We start from the raw sequence: 17989 nt of genomic DNA, 5'->3' as shown, positions 1-17989 counted from the left end.
CAGCAGCACCAAAACGCCGCCAACATATCCCTTCCAATTCCATATTCAATTTTCAAAGATCACAGTCTCTAACCGTCCCGGCCAGACCCTCGAAGAAGGCCCCGCCGCGTCGGTGAACGGGCTTATACGGGGACCAACCAACACTGTCAAACACTTGTCATATCAAGGTTATCCACAGAATATACGGCGAAAAACAGGAGAAAAAACGAGAAATCCACACTTTCCACCTTTTTAGAGCCCTGAAAAAACTTCCTTTTCCTGCATTTTTTCTTAAAAATCTTTCTCCCCGCTCAAAAATCCGGCCAGTTAGGCGCCAGATGACCTCCCATTCTCAGGGGGGCCACCTTTGTAGCCAGACCAGTGGCATCATTTGTTTCCACCAGAAGACCACAGACTGTCGCCTCCCCTTCCGCTGGCTGCGGGCGCTCCCCAGGGATTTTCCGGACCAACTTATGGAGAGCCGCTTCTTTTCCCATCCCGATCACGCTGTCGTAGTCACCGCACATTCCGGCATCGGTCTGATAGGCAGTACCTTTTGGCAGAATACGGTGATCCGCCGTTGGAACATGTGTGTGCGTCCCGACAACAAGAGACACCCGACCGTCAAAATACTGACCGAAGCCCATTTTCTCGCTGGTGGCTTCTGCATGGATATCAATGATGATCGCATTCACGGTCATACCGAGCCGATGTCGTGAGAGGAGTTCACTCACAACGCGAAACGGGTCATCCAGCGGATCCATGAAGATGCGCCCCATCACATTGATGACGAGCGCACGGCGTCCCCGTTCAAGATCAATAATGTAGCTCCCCTGCCCCGGCGTACCGGCGGGATAGTTAATAGGCCGAACAATGTTGGGCATCTGATTGATGTGCCCGATCATGTCCCGGCGATCCCAGGCATGGTTCCCCAGTGTGATGACATCCACACCGGCAGACATGAGACTTCTCGCGATATCCGGGGACAGACCATAACCGTGTGAAGCGTTCTCGCCATTCACGACCACAAGATCCAGAGCCAACTTTTTGCGCCACTCCGGCAAATTGCGGGTAATCGCCTCACGTCCGCTACGACCTACAACGTCACCCAGAAACAGAAATCTCAACAGTCAGCCTTTCGAGTTATGGAAACCTGTCTCAATCGTCTCTTTCTCGGTGACGATGACAGACAGTGGAATATCGTATGGTCCCGCTGGAAGGGCTTCCATTTCCTGAATGGAAAACCCGTAGCCAATTGCGGGTACCTTCAACTTGGCAAGAGTACGGTCGTAGTAACCGCCTCCATAGCCCAGCCGGTAACCATCTCGGTCAAATGCCAAAAATGGAACCAGAACAAGGTCAGGAATGACCTCCGGGCCGTCCGGATAAGACGTCCCAAATCGGCCCTCACACATAGGAATGCCCTCTTTCCATTCGTGAAAGAGGAGCGGATGTCCTTTTGGGGGCGTTTCCGGGAGCCCTATCCGGCGCCCTGCTTTCAGAAGTTGAAAGCAAAGGGGCCTAAGGTCGATTTCTCCCGGCAAAGGCCAGACAGCCGCGATAACGGAAGCACTCTGCGCTTCTATGACGTTATGCAGGCGATGCAGAAGCACTGCTTCCATGTCTCTGGACGCAGCATTCCTCCGTTCGGCCATCTGCCGACGGAGTTCTTTCTTCTGAAGATCGATTTCGGAAATCTGTGGAGCCGCCAAAGCCGTTGGTCTTTTCAGCCCTCCTAGACCTGCAAGTGCAGGTGGGCACCGGTTAACGTGACCAGGGCCACGACAGAGCCAGTTCCCGTAGGAATGCTTATCGGCCCGGGGGTTGATTTGCCTGACGCACCAGGCAGCTCCGAATTACATATTAGACAGTGCCGGAATATATTCAACGGCAATCGCAAAAATCACTCGGAAGTTTCGAGGACGCCCGCAAGCTCCTCAGCCCGCTGCGCCAGTTGAGCCAGACGTTCCTGACGGGCTTCAGCAATACGAAGAGCAGCCTTCGCTTCTTCAACCGTTGCCAGCATATCATCTGGCAGAGGACGGTGCTTGAGCTCGAAGATTTCATCCGCCATGAGCAACGCCGCCATCATGAGCGTCTTGGATTCACTAGCGGCACCACCCAGCGTCCGGGCGCGTTGCAACCAGTTTTCGACCTGGCGTGCCATTGCATAAAGATGATGTTCTTCACCATCCTGACAGCCGACACTGTAAACATATCCGTTCAGACGGATGGAGACCTGCGCCATGTGTTATTCCCCTTTCCGCTCAAGAATACCGCGGATACGAACACAGAGTGCGTCGATGTTTGCAGCAATTTCAGGAAGATCAGGAGCAGAACGGGCTTCACGCTCACGCTCTTCACGGGCTCGGGCCTGCTGTTCCATTGCACTGGAAATCCGCGCCATTGCTTCCTCAAGACGATCAATAGTCTTATCGTCCTGCAGATATCCTGCCTGCTCGCTCAAAACGCGCTCTTCCCGTTCCTGCCATGACATGCCGATGAAATGACCGACACCTGTTCCACTGGTCTACCCTCTCAGGAAAGACCTGAACCCCTCATCAGGTCAAGCACCTCTCAGCCTTTGATGAAGCCGGTCTTTGTCATTTCCTGCCATGGTGACATGACAGACCTGAAGATACGCCATCCTTTCCCGTTCCTCGCAATGTCCCCGATGGGAGCCGGCAATAGTTTCGGAGTCCCCTGGTGGTTACAGGTTGTTGGAGACGAGCGTTCAGCATCCATTCTGGATTGCGGGGCATCGGCAGCGCTCGCTCGCATTGCACTTCTTGCTGGAATCGGATGGGTCGTCTGCAAGGCCTCACCCCGGCAATTGACAGCCCTCTCTTCGGACGAACTCCATAGACGACGTATTCTTACGGCCAGACCACAAGCTACACCTTGGCCCCGCTAGCCTGAACCTCCTGAATCTGCGACACTCACCCTATGATACCCTGCGACCTGTACCCTGTTCTGCCAGCCAGCTTTGAGGCAGACGCCCTCTTTGACATTCTGCCTGCGCTTCTGGCGCATTCAGAAGTCACCGCCCTGCGCTTTCCGATAAAGCACACGCTGGACAAAGCGCAGTTTTCAAGAGTGTTGGCACTTCTGCATGACAATGATGTTGCCTTGATGCTTGATGTACCGGACGGGTTTTCAGCTCTTTCCGCTGACCTTCTGAAAGTTGCGGACGGGTTGCATGCGCCTTCAGCAGACAGCCTGCCAAACCTTCGCAAGCTTGCTGGCGACGATATCCAGATTGGATGCCTGTGCCAGAGCCGCGATGAAGCCATGCTGGCCGGAGAAAGCGGGGCCGATTACATTGCCTTCGCTGTGGAGCACGCAGACATGATCCGGTGGTGGACGTCTGTCATGGAACTCCCTGCCGTGGCAGAAAATATTCAAACAGTTGACGAAGCCGCCACTGCAACAACAGCTTCAGCAGATTTTCTTGCAATACCGCTCAAACTTGATGGAACTAACGAGACGCTGTTCTCCAGCCTTCTCGCCAGACTTCAGGGTTGATCGATCCTCCCTGTTTCTTCAGCGGGAAACAGGGATCAGGGCATCCTGTGTAAAATACAGAACACCGTTTGATTGCGGGAAAGACTGCCCCCATAAACGCGTTGTCTGTCCTGCAGGGTTATTCAGCAGAATAGCGCCGGTCTGTGGTTCGATGTGAACGCTCAGAATATCCCCATAAAGCGTTTTCAGACCGATCCCCTGCCCATGGCGGCGAGCAATAGTCTTACGGATAGTCTTCTCATCCCAGCGACCCGAAACAATCGTATATCCCAGAATATGGGTGAGTTGTCCGCGCATGGCAGGAGCCATAAGGCCTCCCGGCCAACGGCTGGAAAGTTTTTCCATGGCTGCGTTGGGAATAGCGAAAACTGTAATTGGGCCCGGTCCCGTAATCCATGGGACCAATCCGGTAGCCCTGAGGCCAGCCATATAATTTGCCAGTTCGACGGAAACGCCAATGTTCTCGTCCAGAGGACGGTCATCATACGACGGCGTTGAGGGCCGATGATAGGCGACTGGCGTGTTGGGTTCGTTGTTTTTCGGCTCGACAAACGCCTTCGCGACAGTATCGGGCATATAAGACATGGACGTACTGGCGGGCGTCTCGAAGCTGTCCTGATAATTGTGCGACCAGTCCGTCCCATGACAGCCAGCGAGCGCAAGCCCCAGCAGAAGACTTCCTACCACCTTCGGAGCCGAAGTTCTGGACTCGTCATGGGAGAAAGAAGGAAACCCGAATCGCACCTGCATATCTTGGTCACACCGTCTTACTAAAGAGGATGTGACCATAGACCAGGAAAACGATTTCAGCACCCATCGCCGCGCATGGTCCATCCCACGACATGGCCGGTGACGAGTTCAAAAGTCGTCTGACAACTGGTGCTGTAATAGGTGGAGGGGAAACCGCCACCCCAACCACCACCCCAGCCGCCGGGTCCGCCCCAACCGCCGCCCCAGCCTCCCCAGCCGGGTCCACCCCAGCCACCGCCCCAACCTCCCCAGCCCCAGCCGCCACCACCGCCGGAATACTGGGTCTGGTTCTCGATATAGGCGAGGAAGGAATGGCCCTCTGTTTGGTAGCTTCTGGTCGGCACGCCGAACTGACGCACAACATCTACTTCCGTTTTCCCAACCATGCCGTCGAGAACCTGACGCTGCTGGAGGGTAGGTACCTCACAGGCAGACAGCGCCAGAAGTGCAACGACGGAAAGCAGTTTTGCCTTTTTCATTTTCTTTGTCCCCGGCTGGATGAGCAGCGCAGATATAGTCTTCAGCACGATGTTCTAGCCCGTTTGGTATCAGAAACGGATTAAAACTCCTGCAAGTTTCAAAACGGTTAGCTTAACCACAAAATGTCACGGATTTTCGGTGCCCCTGTTGCAAGCAGAACCAGCCGATCAAATCCCAGTGCAATACCGGAACATGATGGCATATCTGGCAAGGCCGTCAAAAAAGCTTCATCAAGCGGCCAGTCCTGATCCGGCGAAAATTCCAGACGTTTCTGACGATCTGCTTCAAAGCGCTGGCGCTGCTCCACAGGGTCCGTCAGCTCCTCAAACGCATTCGCCAGTTCGATGCCACCAATATAAAGCTCGAACCGTAAAGCCGCCCGTGCATCCGAAGGGTCTTTGCGCGCAAGAGCCGCCTGTTCCGCAGGCCAGTGCGTCAGGAAAGTCGGCCGTTCACGCCCGATCACTGGCTCGACACGCTCAAGAAGAAGACGGAAAAACAGGTCTTCCCAGTTTTCCCCATCTCGCAGAACGGCGTCGGCCTGATCGGCAAGCGCGTCAGCGTCCCCTGCCGTTCCCAACAGATCTGCTCCCACATAACGCGCAAAAGCATCCTGCATCGTCAGACGCTCAAAGGGCTCCGTCACGGGAATCAGAACACCATCACGGTAAACCTGATCGGGCAGAAGCGCGCGTACGAAAGCCTCGGTTTCGTCCATCAGCACGTCAAGGTCAGCGCCCGGCGCATACCATTCCAGCATGGTAAATTCCGGAACATGCGTCGCGCTGGCTTCTCCATTCCTCCAGACCCGCGCGAGCTGAAAAATGGGCAGGCCAGTCGCTGCAATGATCCGCTTCATGGCAAATTCGGGACTGGTATGCAGGAAGCGCGCCTCACGCGAGCCATCCGAGTGTTCCAGTTCAGTCCGAAAACACCGGAGATGAACCTCTTCTCCAGGCACTGGCACCGCATAAGGTGTATCGACGTCCAGATACCCCCGCTCATCGAAGAATTTCCGCGTTGCCTGCACCATCTGGGCCCGGCGGCGCAAAAGCGGGAGACGTTCGGCAATCCTGTCCGGATCGGAGGAAGAATGGGTCATCGAAGCGAGTTCCTGTTGCAACACACGGCCAGCCAGCGTTAGAGCCACCACATGCATGATACGGTCAAGACCTCTCCGAAGCGACGCGTCCTGCGTACGCCGTCCGATCTGATTCAGGCCGGCCTCGCCCCCGAAGCCGCGCGCAACACGCTGGATGCTGTCGCCAGTCAGTTCGCAACGGCGATCCCACCTGCGTTTCAGGCCCTGATCGAAGCACCGGACGATCCGATTGGTCGGCAGGTCATTCCAGATGCACGAGAACTCTCCACGCAGCCTTACGAAACCCTTGATCCGATCGGAGACGATGCACTCTCTCCCATCAAGGGAATCGTGCATCGTTATGAAGATCGTGCGCTCCTCAAGCCTCTGCTGATCTGCCCTCTTTATTGCCGTTTCTGTTTCCGGCGGGAGCATGTTGGCCCCGATGGCGGACTGCTCAGCGACACCGAGCTTGAGGACGCCCTGGATTGGGTCAGAACCCACCCAGCCATCCGCGAAATCATTCTGACGGGTGGCGACCCGCTCATGCTGGCACCCAGACGACTGCAACACATCGTTCAGTCGCTATCGGCCATTCCTCATATTGAGACGATCCGTATTCACTCGCGCGTTCCGGTAGCCGACCCTGCCCGCATCACGCCGGAACTGCTCGACGCCACGGAAACGGATCGCGCCATGTGGGTCGTCGCGCACATCAATCATGCGCGGGAAATGACCGCCGAAGCCCGCACCGCCATTCGGTCTATTCTGGGGCGTGCTATACCCGTTCTCTCCCAGTCCGTTCTGCTGCGCGGCGTGAATGATACGGAAGAGTCTCTTGAAGCGCTGCTTCGGGCGTTGGTGACGGCACGGGTCAAACCCTATTACCTGCATCACCTGGATGCAGCTCCCGGCACCAGTCATTTCCATGTTCCCGTTGAGGAAGGACGGGCCCTGCTCGCCCGTCTGCGTGGGCGGGTCACCGGACTGGCCTGGCCCACGTATGTCCTAGACATTCCGGGCGGCAAAGGAAAAGTGCCGCTTGGGCCGGACTATCTGGTGACCGGGAATGATGGGAAAGTTCGCTCTCCGAAGGGAGAAATTGCGTCCTTTACATGAGACGCGTGTCGGAACCGGACGGAATATACCTCCGTCCGGTCCAAGACTTTCAGCCTTCGCTCTTTGGAAACAGATGCGTGGCGTGTGTGACAGCTCCACCCGCACGAATTGCTGCAGCCACGAGAGCGATTTCTGCAAGCTGGGCATCCGTCGCCCCGGCATCCCGTGCTGCCTTGCCATGCAGTTCAATACAGTAAGGGCATTGTGTCGTCAGAGCGACGGCCACTGCAGCAAGCTGTTTGGTCAAGGCGCTGACAGCCCCGTCTTCAAAAGCCGCACGGTCAAACTTCCAGAACGCGTCCATGCCTTCGCTGGCATTGGCTTCCAGGTGGGGAATACGGGAAAGATTCTTCATGTCGTACATAGAGGGAGCCTCCAGTTGCATGCCCCGCCTGCACGACAGGGTCCGGCCAGTACCATGAACGTGTCCAGGACGTGCCCCAAGAGGGCAACACTTCACACTTTCCTGAGCCATTCCGTTCAATGAAGCCGCCTTGCGCCTTGCCGACCTCCCCCCTGCGGCGCTAGAAGCCCACAAGACGTGATAAAAACCCCACCATTGCAGGGTCAGGACACACCATGAAGCAACAAGCCAACCTTATCCGCGCTGGCCAGGTCATCGAGCATGATGGTCGCCGCTGGACGGTTCTCAAGCAGCAGATCATCACCCCGGGTAAGGGTGGCGCCTTCATTCAGGTCGAAATGCGCGACCTGAACACGGGCAACAAGACGAACGAGCGCTGGAGAACGGCTGACAGCGTCGAGCGTCTGATGACGGAAGACAAGGACTACACCTATTCCTACATGGACGGTGACAACGTCGTCCTGATGGACCCGGAAACCTTTGAGCAGCTGATTCTGCCCCAGGACATTTTCGGTGACCAGTTCGCGTTCCTTCAGGACAACATGCCCCTGAACGTGAAGCTGGTTGAGGGCGACCCGGTTGGCGTTGAACTGCCGCCACATGTCACGCTCGAAATCACGGAAGCCGATCCGGTCGTGAAGGGCCAGACGGCCTCCTCGTCCTACAAACCTGCTGTCCTGTCCAACGGCGTCAAGACGATGGTTCCTCCTTTCATTGAAGCTGGCGAGCGCATCGTTGTCCGTACGGATGATGCGTCTTACGTCGAGCGCGCCAAGGACTGATCATGCGTCTTTCCCCGCACATGGCCGTCATGCAGAACGCAGCGCAGAAGGCAGCCCGCCGTCTGCTCCGCGATTTTGCAGAGGTCGAGCAGCTTCAGGTCAGCATCAAGGGTCCGGGAGACTTCGTGTCCCAGGCCGACCTGCGTGCAGAAACCATCATCCGCGAAGAACTCGCCCGCGCACGGCCAGGCTATGCCTTCCTCATGGAAGAAACAGGCGCTTCGGGCGGGGATAACTGGACGTGGCGCTGGATCGTCGACCCTCTGGATGGCACGACGAACTTCCTGCACGGCATTCCGCACTGGGCCATTTCCATAGGTCTCCAGCGTCGCCTTCCTGACGGAAGCGTCGAAATGGTCTGTGGACTGGTTTACAACCCGGCCGCCAACGAGATGTTCTGGGCCGAGAAGGGCATCGGTGCGTTCGTGAACGAGCGTCGCCTTCGTGTCTCCGCACGCCGGAACATGCAGGAAGCCGTGTTCGCGACCGGCATCCCGTTCGCGAAGGTTCCGGGCAGCCAGCGTCTCCCGTTTGCCCGCGTTCTGGGCGCACTCATGCCGCAGGTTGCGGGCATCCGTCGCTTCGGCGCCGCCGCCCTCGATCTCGCATGGGTCGCCGCTGGCCGTTACGAGGGCTACTGGGAATTCGGGATCAAGCCTTGGGATTGTGCCGCTGGCCTGCTGATCGTACGTGAAGCCGGGGGCCATGCCACCGACCCGGACGGCAAGGAACTTCATGACCTTGATGATGACGTTAATGTTGTCGCTGGTAACGCCCAGCTTCATGGCACATTGCGCACCATCGTCCATGAAGCCCTGAACCGGGAGTAAGCAGAAGTCGCTCCCGCCCCATTGCGGGAGGATGGACCGCTCGGTTAGGATCACGCCATATGTACAGGCCGATCCTAACCTCCCTCTCAGTGGCGGCCGCTCTGGCCTGCCTTCAGCCCTCCGGGGCACATGCTCAGGTTTCCAGCAATCTGGATGATCTGCCTCAGGGCAAACAGGTCGCCGTTGCAAAACCGGCTACCCCACCCCGCCCCGCGCATCACGCAGCGGCGGCTCCCCAGACATCCAAACCATCTGCCGCGACTGCTCCTGCCTCTTCAGTGAAGGCATCCGCACCCGCAAAAGCAAGCGTGCCGGGCGTGCCGCCTACACCACCGCCGCCTGTTGTGCTGCCCCCTCCGTTCGTTCCCATTCAGACGCACGCCCCCGTGCCCCCCGCAGACATCAAGCCGGTTGCCGATGCGAAGACCCGTACGGAAACGCTTGAAGGCGGCGGAATGCGCGTTCTGTTTGCGCCGGAAAGTTCTGATCTGAACGAGGACAGCCTGAAATCCGTTGAGGCCTACGCAAATACCCTCAAGGATCAGCCCGAAAAACGCATCATCCTGACGGCCTATGCGACGTTACCGGGTGATGACATTTCGATGCCACGTCGCATTTCCCTTGCACGCGCGCTGGCAATACGCTCCATTTTCATCAAGGCAGGCGTCGCGACCACCCGCCTCTATCCGCGCGCCATGGGACGCCCCGACAAGGGCGACGCAAGTCCGGCTGACCGCCTGGACATTGTGACCGAGAGCAATCCCCAGCCTTCCGAATCCGCAACCCCGGCAAGCGGCACGCCATAAGCCAGGAAAGACCCGCCGTGACCCGTCCCACCACCTTCCTTCTGCGTATGGGTATCTTCATTGTCGTCGTTGCACTTCTTGCAGCGTCGATGGCGAAGACCCTCCTGAATGCCTTCAATGCTAATCCGAAACTGGATGCTGTCATTCTTGGCGTTCTCATTCTGGGTATCATCTGGAATCTGAGAGTCGTTCAGCGGCTCATGCCTGAAGTCCAGTGGGTAGAGCTTCTTCGCCAGCCCCGGACGGGTCTGGGCACCCCCAATCCGCCAAAACTGCTTGCCCCCATGGCAAGCATGCTGGCTGCCCGCAGTCGCACGGACCGCCTGACGCTCTCCACCCAGACGACACAGGCGATGCTCGACAGTCTGTCGTCCCGCCTGGATGAGAGCCGCGAAATCTCGCGCTACATGACGCAGCTTCTGATTTTCCTTGGTCTTCTGGGAACGTTCTACGGCCTGCTGCTGACCGTTAGTTCCATCGCCTCCGTCATCGGCGGCATGTCTGCGGGCAATGGCGATCTGGATGCGATGTTCAATCAGCTCAAGACGGGTCTTGCTGGTCCGCTGGCTGGCATGTCCACTGCATTCTCTGGCTCGATGTTCGGCCTTGCTGGCGCACTGGTTCTCGGTTTTCTGGATCTGACTGCTGGTCAGGCACAGACACGGTTCTTCAATGAGCTTGAAGAGTGGCTCGCCGGTCTGACCCGCGTGAGTGGCGGTACGAGCATCGACAGCGATGGCGCACCTATTCCGGCTTATGTTCAGGCGCTTCTTGAACAGACGGCTGAAAATCTGGAAACGCTTCAGAACGCGGTTTCTCGCAGTGAGGAAGGGCGTGTTCGTGAGGTACAGCTTCTGGACAGTTTGCAGGAACGCCTTCGCGGCATGACTGAACTGCTGAAAGCCAACCAGCAGATCATGACGCGGACGGCAGAAACCAACGCAGCACTCGTGCCGCTCCTGCGTCAGCTGGGCGAAGAAGGTCAGCCTGGCTCGCAGGGCACACCATTGCTCCGTATTGAAAGCCATCTTTCCCGCCTCGTGGAAGAACTGCATCAGGGCCGTGCTCAGACCGTTGGCGAAATCCGCAACGATCTTCGGGTTCTGGCGCGGACCATCGCAGCAGCGTCTGGCAGCACGACTGGCACTTCCAGCAGGCAGGACTGACCCATGGCCCGGCGCAGACGCGGACCCAATAACGCCCTCGATGCGTGGCCCGGCTATGTGGACGCCCTGTCCACGCTGCTGATGGTCGTGACATTCGTTCTGCTGGTTTTTGTTGTGGGCCAGCAGTTTCTGTCCGTCTCCCTGATGCGGCGTGAGCATACGCTGGATGACTTGCAAAAGCAGTTGGCCGAGCTGTCGCACATGCTCTCCATGACGGAGGACAAGAACAAATCCCTGAATGCGACCGTCGCCAGTCTGGCCAATGACAAGCAGAAGAACGAAGACCAACTGAAGGCCCTGGCCGGACAAATGGCTCTTCTGAACGGTCAGCTCCAGTCGAAGGATCAGGCCCTTGCTTCTGCTGATAGCGCAAGCCAACAGCAGAACAGCAAGATTTCGGATCTTCAGGCCCAGATTGAGGAACTGACGCGCCAGCTTCAGGCCATCAGTAATGCTCTCGATATCGAGAAAAAGAACGAAACGGCCAAAGACACCCAGATTCAGGATCTCGGCAACAAGCTGAACCTCGCTTTGGCGGATAAGGTAAACCAGCTCAAGCGTTTCCGCTCCGAGTTTTTTGGTCGTCTGCGGGATGTTCTAAAAAACCAGAAGGGTGTGAATATCGTCGGGGACCGTTTTGTCTTCCAGTCCGAAATTCTGTTCCCTCAGGGGAGCGCTGATCTGACGGCAGAAGGCAAAAAAGAAATCACGACGCTGGCCAAGACATTCAAGCAGGTTTCCTCCACGATCCCGAAAGATATTCCTTGGATTCTGCGCATTGATGGCCATGCTGACAAACAGCCGATCCACAGCGCTTTTCCAAGCAACTGGGAACTGTCATCCGAGCGCGCTATTACGGTCGTAAAGCTTCTGATCTCGGAAGGGATCGACCCTCGTCATCTGGCTGCGACCGGTTTTGCTGACTACCAGCCGCTTGACGCAGCCAACACTCCAGCGGCATACGCCCGCAACCGCAGGATCGAGTTCCGTCTGACGGATCGCTGATCCCTTTTGACCTGCCTTTGGAAAAAGGCAGGTTTCCCCGCAGGTCTGCTGACATTCCTGCCAGAATCCCGTATGTAACCTGCCATGACCGACACCCCGCTCTCCCTCATCCGCAATTTCTCGATCATCGCGCATATCGACCATGGCAAGTCCACACTTGCCGACAGGCTGATTCAGGCCTGTGGCGCACTTACCGAGCGTGAGATGAAAGCCCAGGTCCTCGATTCGATGGAGCTGGAGCAGGAGCGCGGCATCACCATCAAGGCGCAGACCGTCCGCCTCACCTACCCGGCCAAGGATGGCAAGGTTTACACGCTGAATCTCATGGACACCCCGGGCCATGTCGACTTCGCCTATGAAGTCAGCCGCTCGCTGGCAGCCTGTGAAGGCTCGCTGCTGGTCGTGGATGCCTCACAGGGCGTGGAAGCGCAGACGCTGGCCAACGTCTATCAGGCTATCGACGCCAACCACGAAATCGTTCCCGTCCTGAACAAGATCGACCTTCCAGCCGCAGAGCCGGAACGCGTCCGGGCACAGATTGAAGAAGTTATCGGCATTCCTGCCGATGACGCCGTGGAAATCAGCGCCAAGACCGGCATTAATATCGAAGGCGTACTGGAAGCGCTCGTCGAGCGTCTGCCGGCGCCAAAGGGTGACCGCGATGCACCTCTTCAGGCCCTGCTGGTTGATAGCTGGTACGACCCGTATCTCGGCGTCATCATCCTGATCCGTGTCATGAACGGTACCGTCAAGCGGGGTGACCGTATTCGCATGATGCAGGCTGGCTCGACCTATCACGTTGATCAGGTCGGTGTGTTCCTCCCACGCATGACGAATGTGGATGAGCTTGGTCCGGGCGAGATGGGCTTCATCAATGCTGCCATCAAAACGGTGGCGGACGTTGCCGTTGGTGACACCATTACCCTTGATCGCAAGCCGGCAGAAAAGACCCTTCCGGGCTTCAAGCCTTCCATCCCGGTTGTGTGGTGTGGCCTTTTCCCGATTGACGCGGACGATTTTGAGAAGCTGCGTGATAGCTTGGGCAAGCTGCGCCTGAATGACGCATCGTTCCACTTCGAGGCAGAAAGCTCTGCGGCTCTTGGTTTCGGATTCCGTTGCGGGTTCCTTGGACTGCTGCATCTGGAAATCATTCAGGAGCGTCTGTCCCGCGAGTTCAATCTGGATCTGATCGCCACTGCGCCGTCCGTCGTCTATCGCATGACGCTGACGAACGGCACGAAGGAAGAGCTCCACAATCCGGCTGACATGCCGGATCCGGCCCTGATTGAAACCATTGAAGAGCCTTGGATCAAGGCCACGATCATGGTGCAGGACGAGTATCTGGGTTCCGTGCTCACGCTCTGCTCGGAGCGTCGCGGTATTCAGGTCGATCTCACCTATGTCGGCAATCGCGCCATGGCAGTCTATCGTCTGCCGCTGAACGAAGTGGTGTTCGACTTTTACGATCGTCTGAAGTCTCTCACCCGTGGTTATGCGTCATTTGATTATCAGGTCGATGGTTATGAGGAGAGCGATCTGGTTCGCATCTCCATTCTCGTGAACCATGAGCCCGTTGATGCACTGGCTTTCGTCGCGCATCGGACGGTTGCAGAAACCCGTGGTCGCGCCATTTGTGGCAAGCTCAAGGATCTGATCCCGAAGCAGCTCTTCAAGATCGCCATTCAGGCTGCCATTGGCTCCAAGGTCATTGCCCGTGAGACCATTGGTGCCTTGTCCAAAGATGTGACCGCAAAGTGCTATGGCGGAGACATCTCCCGTAAGCGCAAACTGCTGGACAAGCAGAAAGAAGGCAAGAAACGGATGCGACAGTTTGGTAAGGTCGAAATTCCACAAAGCGCCTTCCTTGCCGCACTTAAAATGGATTGATTCTGCTTTATGTTAAAAACAGCCGCTGTTCTGTTCGTCCATAACGAGGTCGACAACATTGGCTGGTGGATCAGTCATCACAGAGCGATTGGTTTTTCGACACTGATCATCTGTGATGACCACTCTACAGACGGCACATGGACTATTCTTTCCAGTGCAGCTTCTTTCCACGATATTCGTCTTCATCGCTCAGATGTCAGTATTCCTGCTCGCCTGGACCGCCAGAACGCGTTTCAGGAGCAAGCGCTCCGTGACGGTAGAAGCGCCTTTGACTGGATGATGATTCTCGCTGCAGACGAATATCTGCACTTTGAGGCCAGCGCCTCTCTCGAAGATTTTCTCTCATCCGCAACAGACAATATTCAACCTGTTCATTGGTGCCTTTTCGGGTCCAACGGGCATGAAGAGCCCTCTCCGTTTGCACCGACTCAGGCTTTCACTCGACACGCACCGCTGGAAATAGCAGACCATCGTGTGATCCGAACATTTATACGGGCAGAGGACTATGAAGGACCAGTTCCAGATCCACTCTCCCGCCTGAACTTCGCACCAAACTGGTCTCGCGCCCGCATTCTGCATTATGCAGCAGGCGACCGGCGTAGCTTTCTAAACCGTCACTCGAGCGTCACGCCGGAAGATGCATGGAACCATTTCAATCGAAATGACGTGTTGGATACATCTGCTCAACGGTGGCTTCGGCAAACACGCCAGTTTGCTGCCTCCATTGTTCAGGCTGGTCTGACGGATCTTTACTGGCGGCTTCGGCAGATGATTGTCCGCAATGATGAGGATGCATTTGCCAAACTGGGATTGAATTCCTCAGTTCTCTTTGAGCACGAAGACGTCTCATTCCCTGACTTCAAGTTCTATGCGCTTGGGCAAACAACTCAACTCGCATTGGATCTGGATACTGAAAACCTCGTTACACTTGAGACCACGGCTCTTGACGCTGCACGCTATGTCCGTTTGCTGCTGATGATCGAAACAAGCGCTCCCGCTCCTCACCCGGCATATCTCATTACAGAGCGCCTCTGTTCCGTATCCTGTCTGGATGTGGAACAATCCCCATGCCTTCTCCCGATCGTTCCCCTCAAACTCGATTCCGAGAAACGTCTCATTATGTCTCCTCTGACGGGTCAGGACGTGGCACTTCCAATACCCGGCCAAGCACTCGTCAAGCAGATGCCCTCTGCAGAGCTTTCCAGTCGCATCACCGCACTCACGGTCCTCTGTCAGGGTGGACACACTCTTGCCGCGCTTTTGCGAGGACTTGAAAGATTGCCCACTCCAGACGCAACCGCTTTGGGATGCGCCATTGCAATGCTTCCACCCGACGAAGCAGAGCGGCTGTCTGAAGCATTTCCAGGCCTTGTTCCCCGCAACATTCGCCCCGCCAAATACGCGTCACCTACCCCCTGACTGTTGCGGCCCTCCGGAAAAGGTCGAATGCTGACGTCACGCCATCCATGACTGACTGACGATAACCGTCGTCAGCATCCTGAAGACGTTCTCTCAAAATTTGGAGGAAAGCTGGCCACCCGCCTTTTTCGTGCCCTGCCGAAAGATAGGTGTGCGGCAAACCTTCACCAACCTGGGCAGCCAGCATTTTACCGCCAAGCCGCGATCCTTCCAGAACATACAAAGCCCCGAGTGGAGCCCCTGCTCCTGAAGGAGGCTGCCAATCCAGATACTCCGGAAGATCATGCCCCAATTCAGCAAGGTCGCTTCGGAGATACTCCGTCCGTTCGCGCCAGGATGGAAGGTTCATAATTGTTTTCAACCAGGCTTCAACCTGCGGCAAAACACGTCCGTGCGCCTGTAGAAACGCCGTGTAGGAAGCAGCATCTGACAGACTGAATCCCGAATAGGCTTTGTCGACCTGCTCATGAATGGTGCGGCTGACTTCACGCAATTTGGTCAGAGGGTCGTCTTCACGCATTTTCCGTACTCTTTTCCCTGCGAGCGAAACTGGCCCGACTGCAAATCGTATTCATACCAATGCAGTCATCTTTTCAATCCTGCCAGACTTTTCGTGATGGGGAATTACAATGGTGAGTGAAACATCTTCGTCCCCCGGATCAACCAGTCGTAGTCGGCACTTAGCCCTTAAGACGACCGGTGGTGTCTTCGGGGTCCTCGCCCTTGGCATCCTCATTCTGATCATGATCTGGCAGTGGGACTGGTTTGTCCCTCTTATCAATCGCAAAGCCTCTGATGCGCTTCATCGGCCGGTCAGCATTGCTCATCTCCATGTGTCGCCGGGGCTTAGAACCAGCGTTACGGTCGATGATCTGAAGATTTCCCAGCCCGAAGGGTTCGAAAAGGAAAAGGCAGATTTCGCGTCTGCGAAATCCCTGACAGTCAAAGTAGATGTCTGGCGCTATCTGACGGGACGTGGGCTTTTTATTCCAGTCATTCGAATGGATACGCCAAAGGGCGATATCGTTTCCCGAACAAATGGCCAAAACAACTATACCTTCGGCGATACGACGGAGAAGACAGAAACACAAACGCCATCAAAGCCCATGACCTCACCGGACATTGGCGAAATTGATATTCAGAATGCCGATATCCGGCTGGCGCTCGCACAACTCAAGACCGACATGCACGTCTTGATTCACACAACGCCACCACAGAACGGCACCAAGGGTAATGTTGTTGTGGATCTCAAGGGCCGTTACGCCCAGGCGCCAATTAATGGTCATATCGTTGGAGGCGCCCTGCTCTCCCTGACACAACCCGCAGAGCCTTACCCCATTGATGGGCGCATTGAGAATGGTCCGACCTATGCCACTCTGAAAGGTACGGTTGATGATCCTCTGCACTTCAAGGGCACGAAGCTAGCACTTCACTTTGCAGGACCGGACATGTCTTTGCTCTACGGTCTGACAGGCATACCCATCCCGCATACACCTGCCTACAGCATCACGGGTAATCTCGGTTACTCCGAGAGCGCCATTCGTTTCCAGAAATTTGAAGGCAGGATGGGCTCGTCCGATATCGGCGGCAACATCAACGTCGACCCGCATCTCAAGCCCCCATTCGTCGAAGCAGCACTCCATTCCCATTCGGTTGATCTAGCCGATCTGGGAGGGTTCGTTGGTGCCAAAACAGGCGAAGCAAAAAAGACTGCTCCACCCAGCCGCAGCGTTCTACCTGACCAGAAAATCAATGTTCCCAAGCTGAATGCCGTCAATGCGCATGTCACCTATCACGGTGATCATATCCGCAACAAAGATTGGCCTCTGGACAACATCGATACGGAATTTGCAGTCAAAGATGGTGCTATTGATCTGAAGCATCTGTCCTTTGCGACGGGTTCGGGAAAAATCAGTGCAACAGCAACGCTGCAACCGACTAAAAACGAACAGTTCCGAACGAAATTCCGTCTGGATGTGTCCCGTCTGCCCCTATCCCGAATCATGAAGGCTACGGACACCTTCAAGGGTGAAGGGACAATTGGCGGACATGTCACGCTTACATCAACCGGCAATTCCGTCGCGTCTCTGGTTGCCAATGGCGATGGCGGAACCACGCTGGTACTGGATCGCGGGGGCGATGTGACGGCACTTCTGCCCGACCTTCTGGGCCTCAAACTGGGCTCTGCCGTTCTTTCCGCACTTGGAATCCCGGACCGATCCAAGCTGGAATGCCTCGTGGCGGACATGCCTCTGGACAACGGTATCCTGAAAACAAAGTCCCTCCTGCTACAAACAGAAACGACCCGTACGACCGGGACTGGCACAGTCAACTTTCACAATGACACGCTGGATTACGCCGTTACTACGCGCGCCATCCATCCACAGATCCTCTCTCTACCTGGAGCGGTTCACATTTTGGGCCCTCTCAGCAGCCCCAATATTTTACCTGGAGCAGAACTGATTGGCCGGGTTGCCGCCTCTGTAGGACTTGGCGTCCTGTTCCCGCCCGCAGCTTTGATTCCGACGATCCAGTTTGGTGTCGGAGAAGGCTCTGCGTGTGAGCGCGCAGTTCAGGAAGCCAACACAAATCCGGCTTCTGGAATTGCACCAGGTGGCACCACAGGCGCAGGAGCCAGCAGCGTGCCGCATTCTGAAAAACAGAGCGGAACAGGCAAGCCTACAAAACACCTGACACCGTCTCAGGTACGCAAAGCATGGGCACAAAAATCGAAGCCGAAATGAAAAAACATCAAAGCCCCATGGCGGAATGAGCATTTTTCACTATAGCTGAGCA

20 protein-coding genes and 1 other RNA gene are annotated in these 17989 nt (G+C 56.3%); 11 read left to right on the top strand and 10 right to left on the bottom strand.

The window, feature by feature from the left end:
- Positions 1-290: 290 nt before the first annotated feature.
- From J4P41_RS06260 to J4P41_RS06240, 5 genes are all read right to left on the bottom strand, one after another.
- Entirely contained in the window at positions 291-1106 is an 816-nt protein-coding gene (locus J4P41_RS06260) for a TIGR00282 family metallophosphoesterase (protein ID WP_010501862.1), read from the bottom strand.
- Between the two features lie 3 nt (positions 1107-1109).
- Entirely contained in the window at positions 1110-1691 is a 582-nt protein-coding gene (locus tag J4P41_RS06255) for a 5-formyltetrahydrofolate cyclo-ligase (protein ID WP_426066445.1), read from the bottom strand.
- A non-coding RNA gene (gene ssrS, locus J4P41_RS06250) (6S RNA) lies at positions 1678-1834 on the bottom strand. The genes J4P41_RS06255 and ssrS overlap by 14 nt, the downstream gene beginning before the upstream one ends.
- Positions 1835-1882: 48 nt before the next feature.
- Positions 1883-2227 (bottom strand): cell division protein ZapA, encoded by a 345-nt coding sequence (locus J4P41_RS06245; RefSeq protein ID WP_426066444.1) that lies wholly within the window; start codon positions 2225-2227, stop codon positions 1883-1885.
- A 3-nt stretch (positions 2228-2230) separates the two neighbouring features.
- Positions 2231-2476: a hypothetical protein gene (locus J4P41_RS06240; RefSeq protein WP_010501865.1), complete on the bottom strand. Its 246-nt coding sequence runs from the start codon at positions 2474-2476 to the stop codon at positions 2231-2233.
- A gap of 126 nt (positions 2477-2602) precedes the next feature.
- Between J4P41_RS06240 and J4P41_RS06235 the strand changes: the two genes are divergently transcribed.
- On the top strand, positions 2603-2893 hold the full coding sequence (locus J4P41_RS06235; protein WP_426066443.1) for a hypothetical protein: 291 nt from the start codon (positions 2603-2605) through the stop codon (positions 2891-2893).
- Between the two features lie 32 nt (positions 2894-2925).
- Positions 2926-3504: a thiamine phosphate synthase gene (locus J4P41_RS06230; RefSeq protein ID WP_426066442.1), complete on the top strand. Its 579-nt coding sequence runs from the start codon at positions 2926-2928 to the stop codon at positions 3502-3504.
- Between the two features lie 18 nt (positions 3505-3522).
- On the opposite strand, the gene J4P41_RS06225 is transcribed toward J4P41_RS06230, so the two are convergent.
- The 3 genes from J4P41_RS06225 to epmA all read right to left on the bottom strand — a co-directional run bounded on the left by J4P41_RS06225 (position 3523) and on the right by epmA (position 5836).
- Complete coding sequence (locus tag J4P41_RS06225; RefSeq protein WP_426066441.1) at positions 3523-4191, bottom strand: fasciclin domain-containing protein; 669 nt, start codon at positions 4189-4191, stop codon at positions 3523-3525.
- A gap of 119 nt (positions 4192-4310) precedes the next feature.
- Complete coding sequence (locus tag J4P41_RS06220; protein ID WP_034880449.1) at positions 4311-4733, bottom strand: hypothetical protein; 423 nt, start codon at positions 4731-4733, stop codon at positions 4311-4313.
- Positions 4734-4840: 107 nt separating this feature from the next.
- Complete coding sequence (gene epmA, locus J4P41_RS06215) at positions 4841-5836, bottom strand: EF-P lysine aminoacylase EpmA (protein ID WP_426066440.1); 996 nt, start codon at positions 5834-5836, stop codon at positions 4841-4843.
- Positions 5837-5887: 51 nt separating this feature from the next.
- On the opposite strand from epmA, the gene J4P41_RS06210 reads away from it, so the two are divergent.
- Positions 5888-6934: a lysine-2,3-aminomutase-like protein gene (locus J4P41_RS06210; protein ID WP_426066439.1), complete on the top strand. Its 1047-nt coding sequence runs from the start codon at positions 5888-5890 to the stop codon at positions 6932-6934.
- A 49-nt stretch (positions 6935-6983) separates the two neighbouring features.
- On the opposite strand, the gene J4P41_RS06205 is transcribed toward J4P41_RS06210, so the two are convergent.
- Positions 6984-7298, bottom strand: coding sequence for a carboxymuconolactone decarboxylase family protein (locus J4P41_RS06205; RefSeq protein ID WP_010501876.1), 315 nt, complete (start codon positions 7296-7298; stop codon positions 6984-6986).
- Between the two features lie 215 nt (positions 7299-7513).
- Between J4P41_RS06205 and efp the strand changes: the two genes are divergently transcribed.
- The 7 genes from efp to J4P41_RS06170 all read left to right on the top strand — a co-directional run bounded on the left by efp (position 7514) and on the right by J4P41_RS06170 (position 15193).
- Positions 7514-8080: an elongation factor P gene (gene efp / locus J4P41_RS06200; protein WP_023942929.1), complete on the top strand. Its 567-nt coding sequence runs from the start codon at positions 7514-7516 to the stop codon at positions 8078-8080.
- A 2-nt stretch (positions 8081-8082) separates the two neighbouring features.
- Entirely contained in the window at positions 8083-8910 is an 828-nt protein-coding gene (locus tag J4P41_RS06195) for an inositol monophosphatase family protein (RefSeq protein WP_010501880.1), read from the top strand.
- Between the two features lie 59 nt (positions 8911-8969).
- Positions 8970-9716, top strand: coding sequence for an OmpA family protein (locus J4P41_RS06190; protein ID WP_426066438.1), 747 nt, complete (start codon positions 8970-8972; stop codon positions 9714-9716).
- Positions 9717-9733: 17 nt separating this feature from the next.
- Entirely contained in the window at positions 9734-10882 is a 1149-nt protein-coding gene (locus J4P41_RS06185; RefSeq protein WP_426066437.1) for a flagellar motor protein MotA, read from the top strand.
- 3 nt (positions 10883-10885) lie between these two features.
- On the top strand, positions 10886-11887 hold the full coding sequence (locus J4P41_RS06180) for a peptidoglycan -binding protein (protein WP_426066436.1): 1002 nt from the start codon (positions 10886-10888) through the stop codon (positions 11885-11887).
- A gap of 84 nt (positions 11888-11971) precedes the next feature.
- Positions 11972-13774 (top strand): translation elongation factor 4, encoded by a 1803-nt coding sequence (gene lepA, locus J4P41_RS06175; RefSeq protein ID WP_007282870.1) that lies wholly within the window; start codon positions 11972-11974, stop codon positions 13772-13774.
- A gap of 9 nt (positions 13775-13783) precedes the next feature.
- Positions 13784-15193 (top strand): glycosyltransferase family 2 protein, encoded by a 1410-nt coding sequence (locus tag J4P41_RS06170; RefSeq protein WP_426066435.1) that lies wholly within the window; start codon positions 13784-13786, stop codon positions 15191-15193.
- Here J4P41_RS06170 and J4P41_RS06165 read toward each other — a convergent pair.
- Positions 15183-15713: a biliverdin-producing heme oxygenase gene (locus J4P41_RS06165; RefSeq protein WP_426066434.1), complete on the bottom strand. Its 531-nt coding sequence runs from the start codon at positions 15711-15713 to the stop codon at positions 15183-15185. The genes J4P41_RS06170 and J4P41_RS06165 overlap by 11 nt on opposite strands.
- Before the next feature lie 109 nt (positions 15714-15822).
- Here J4P41_RS06165 and J4P41_RS06160 point away from each other — a divergent pair, with 109 nt between their 5' ends.
- Positions 15823-17937, top strand: coding sequence for an AsmA family protein (locus tag J4P41_RS06160; RefSeq protein ID WP_426066433.1), 2115 nt, complete (start codon positions 15823-15825; stop codon positions 17935-17937).
- The last annotated feature ends 52 nt before the right edge of the window (positions 17938-17989 follow it).

This window comes from Gluconobacter sp. NFX36, assembly GCF_049887835.1.
In the GTDB taxonomy this organism is placed as follows: domain Bacteria; phylum Pseudomonadota; class Alphaproteobacteria; order Acetobacterales; family Acetobacteraceae; genus Gluconobacter; species Gluconobacter japonicus_A.
Note: the sequence above shows the minus strand (reverse complement) of the source record. Positions and strands in the feature narration are given on the sequence as shown.